The 2,906-nt window shown below is 74.3% G+C and carries 2 protein-coding genes and 1 pseudogene; all 3 read left to right on the top strand.

Annotated elements, in window-relative coordinates:
- Positions 1 to 444 (top strand): DUF559 domain-containing protein (locus tag FV223_RS24245; RefSeq protein WP_147729366.1); only part of this gene is annotated, 444 nt, incomplete at its 5' end.
- A complete protein-coding gene (locus FV223_RS24240; protein WP_147729365.1) occupies positions 441 to 1,127 on the top strand; it encodes a hypothetical protein in 687 nt (228 codons plus the stop codon). The genes FV223_RS24245 and FV223_RS24240, both read left to right, overlap by 4 nt.
- A gap of 7 nt (positions 1,128 to 1,134) precedes the next feature.
- A pseudogene (locus tag FV223_RS24235) lies at positions 1,135 to 2,906 on the top strand (ATP-binding protein); the annotation flags it as partial.

The raw sequence follows: 2,906 nt of genomic DNA, 5'->3' as shown, positions 1-2,906 counted from the left end.
CCCCCGATGCCGCCCTACGACCGGGTTCTCTACGGTGCGTACGAGGTTCTGCGCGAGCCGGTCGCCGCCGCGGTGCGCTTCATCCCGGCCCGCTCCCGCGCCCACCCTGCCAGTGCCGTGGAGCGGCGGATGGAGGAGGCGCGGGACGCCGACCTTGCCGGCCTGTTCGGGGGCAACGCCCGCGTGCTGCTCGGCGGCGGCCGGTTCGTGCCCCGGGTCGACCTGCTGTGGGAGGCGGGCGGCGTCGTGGTCGAGCTCGACGGACCCGAGCACCGCGCCGCGGCGGCCTTCGACGCCGACCGCCACCGGGACTACGAACTCCTGGTCGCCGGCTATCTCGTGCTGCGCCTCACCAACGCGCAGGTGGAGGCCGATCCGGGCCTGGCGATCGAGAAGATCCGCGCCGTCGTGCGGCGCGCGCGAGCGCTGAAGGGGTTTCGATGAGTGAGCCGACGCCGACGCAGAGCCTGGTTCTCTGGTGCCTCCTGGGGCGCTGCGGCCGTGCCGCGCAAGGCACGCTGGTGCCGGCGGTGAGAAAGCCGGATCGGGAGGCCCTGGCCGCCGCGGGCCTGATCGCCGTCGAGAAGGCCGGCCGGTCGTTCGTCCTCTCGGTGACGGATCGGGGCTGGCACTGGGCCGGGCGGAACCTGCAGGCGCCGCTGCCGCCGAACCTACGCGTCCTTCGGGATTGGCTCGGGCGCATCGATCGCCACCTCGCCGCGACCGGGCAGACGCTGGCGGACCTGGTCGGCTCCCCGCCGGAAACTGCGCCCGAACCCGCTCCCGAGACCAAGGCGGCTCCGAAGCGCCGGGCGGCGGCCCCGCGAAAGGCCGCGCCGAAGGCGGGAAGGCCCCTCGGCCCGCGCCAGCTGCGCGCGCGCATCGAGGCCGCCTATCTCGACCTCACCGGCGGCGCCCGCGCCGAGGCCGTTCGGCTCAGCGACCTGCGCGCGGCGCTCGCCGACCTCGACCGCGCCACGGTGGATTCGGGCCTTGCCGCCATCCTCCGGAAGGACGCGACCGCCCGCCTCAGCCAGTTCAGCGACCCGAAGGCCCTCACGCCGGCCGAGCACGCCGCCGCCTACAGCCCGGCCGGCGAACCCTTCCACATCCTCTGGATCCGGTGACCGCCCGATGAGCGACGCCCTCGACGCCCTGCGCCGTGTCGATTTCGACTGGGTCCGCACCCTCGACAGCATCTGGATCGACGCGCCGCCGACCGGCGCCCCCAACGAGGCCCTGGTGCCGGCGCTGGTCGCGGACCTCCGCGCCGAGGCGCGCACCCCCGACCAGCGGGCCAAGGGACGCGCTCTCGTCGGCCAGCCCGGCATCGGCAAGACCCATCTCGTCGGGCAGCTGCGCCGCGAGGTCTGGCGGCAGGGTGGCTGGTTCGTCCCCCTCGACGTGCTCGGCCTGACCGATTTCTGGCGCAGCGCGGCGCTCAGCTTCGTCACGGCCCTGCTCCAGGCGATGCCGGACGGGCGCCGCCAGTCGGACGCCGTGCTGGCGGGCGTCGCCCGCCGGTTCAAGGTCGAGGCCCAGGTCGAGGCTGCGTTCAACACTCCCAACATGGACGCGCGCCGCATCGTCGACGTGCTGGTCAGGGCCCTGATGAGCGTCGACGCGGCGCGGGCGCTGAAGCACCTCGATGTCTTCCGCGCCCTGTGCCTGCTGCGCTCCCAGGATTTCAGCGCCGTCGGCCTCGCGCATGCGTGGCTTCAGGGCTACGACGCCGACCCGGGCGAGCGGGCCGCGCTGGGCTTCAAGACGCCGCCGCCGGCCCCGATCGACCTCGTGCGCGGCATGTGCTGGATCATGGCGCTGAGCGGGCCGACGCTCATCGCCATCGACCAGATCGACGGCGTGATCGAGGCGAGCCGGCTCGCGGCCACGGACGACCTCGACGGGGCGGCGGGCCTCGCCGAGGTGCTCGGCGCCGGCCTTCTCGAGCTCCACACCGTCTGCGACCGCAGCATGACCGTGGTGACCTGCCTCCCGGAATCCTGGGCCCGCCTCGGCGAGCGGACCACGGGGGCGACGCGGCACCGCTTCACGGGCGACATCTACCTCCGCGGGATGAGCGATCGCACGGCCGCCGCCGCGCTGATCGTCGGGCGCATGCGCCCGGCCTGCCTTGAGGCCGGCTTCACGCCGCCCTTCCCGTCCTGGCCCTACAGCGAGGCCGCGATCGCGGCAGCCGCCGAGGCCGGGATGATGCCGCGCACGATCCTGATGCGGTGCGACGCCTTCCGCCGCGCCTGCCTGGCGGAGGGGCGGGTCTCCCTCTGCGACGACCTGACGGGGCGGATCGAGAAAGTGGATCGGGACACGTCCGAGACGCTCTTCGACCTCGCCGGCGCGAAGGCGAGAGCCGAGATCGGCGACCTCCTCGACGGGGAGGACGACGCCCTCGCCGAGGTGCTGCGCGCGGCCTTCGACCTCTACGCGCTGGAGGACGACCCGGACGACGCCCTCGACGTGGCGAGCAAGGGCGAGCCGGAGCAGAGGATCCCGCCGCTGCACGGCCGCCTGACGCTGACCCACCGGGACGAGAACGACCGCGAGCGGCACGTCTGCTACCGCGCGCTGCTGCACCAGAACGCCATCGCCTTCCAGGCTCGGCTGCGGGCGGCGCTCACCGCCTCGGGCATCTCGGCCCGCATGCCGGGGCGGGAGCTGCTGATCGTCCGGCGCGGGCCGGTGCCGGGCGGCGCCAAGACCAAGCAGCTGGTCGACCTGTTCACCGCGGCCAACGGCGTGCTGATCGACCCGGACGAGGACGACCTGCGCACCTTCGTCGCGTTGCGCGACCTGCGGGATGCGGCGTCGGCGGAGGGGCGGCTCGACCGCTTCGAGGCCTGGCTCCGGGCCGGGCGCTTCGTGCGCGCGACCGCCCTCTTCCAGCG

This window comes from Methylobacterium sp. WL116, from assembly GCF_008039455.1.
Classification (GTDB): Bacteria; Pseudomonadota; Alphaproteobacteria; order Rhizobiales; family Beijerinckiaceae; genus Methylobacterium.
Note: the sequence above shows the minus strand (reverse complement) of the source record. Positions and strands in the feature narration are given on the sequence as shown.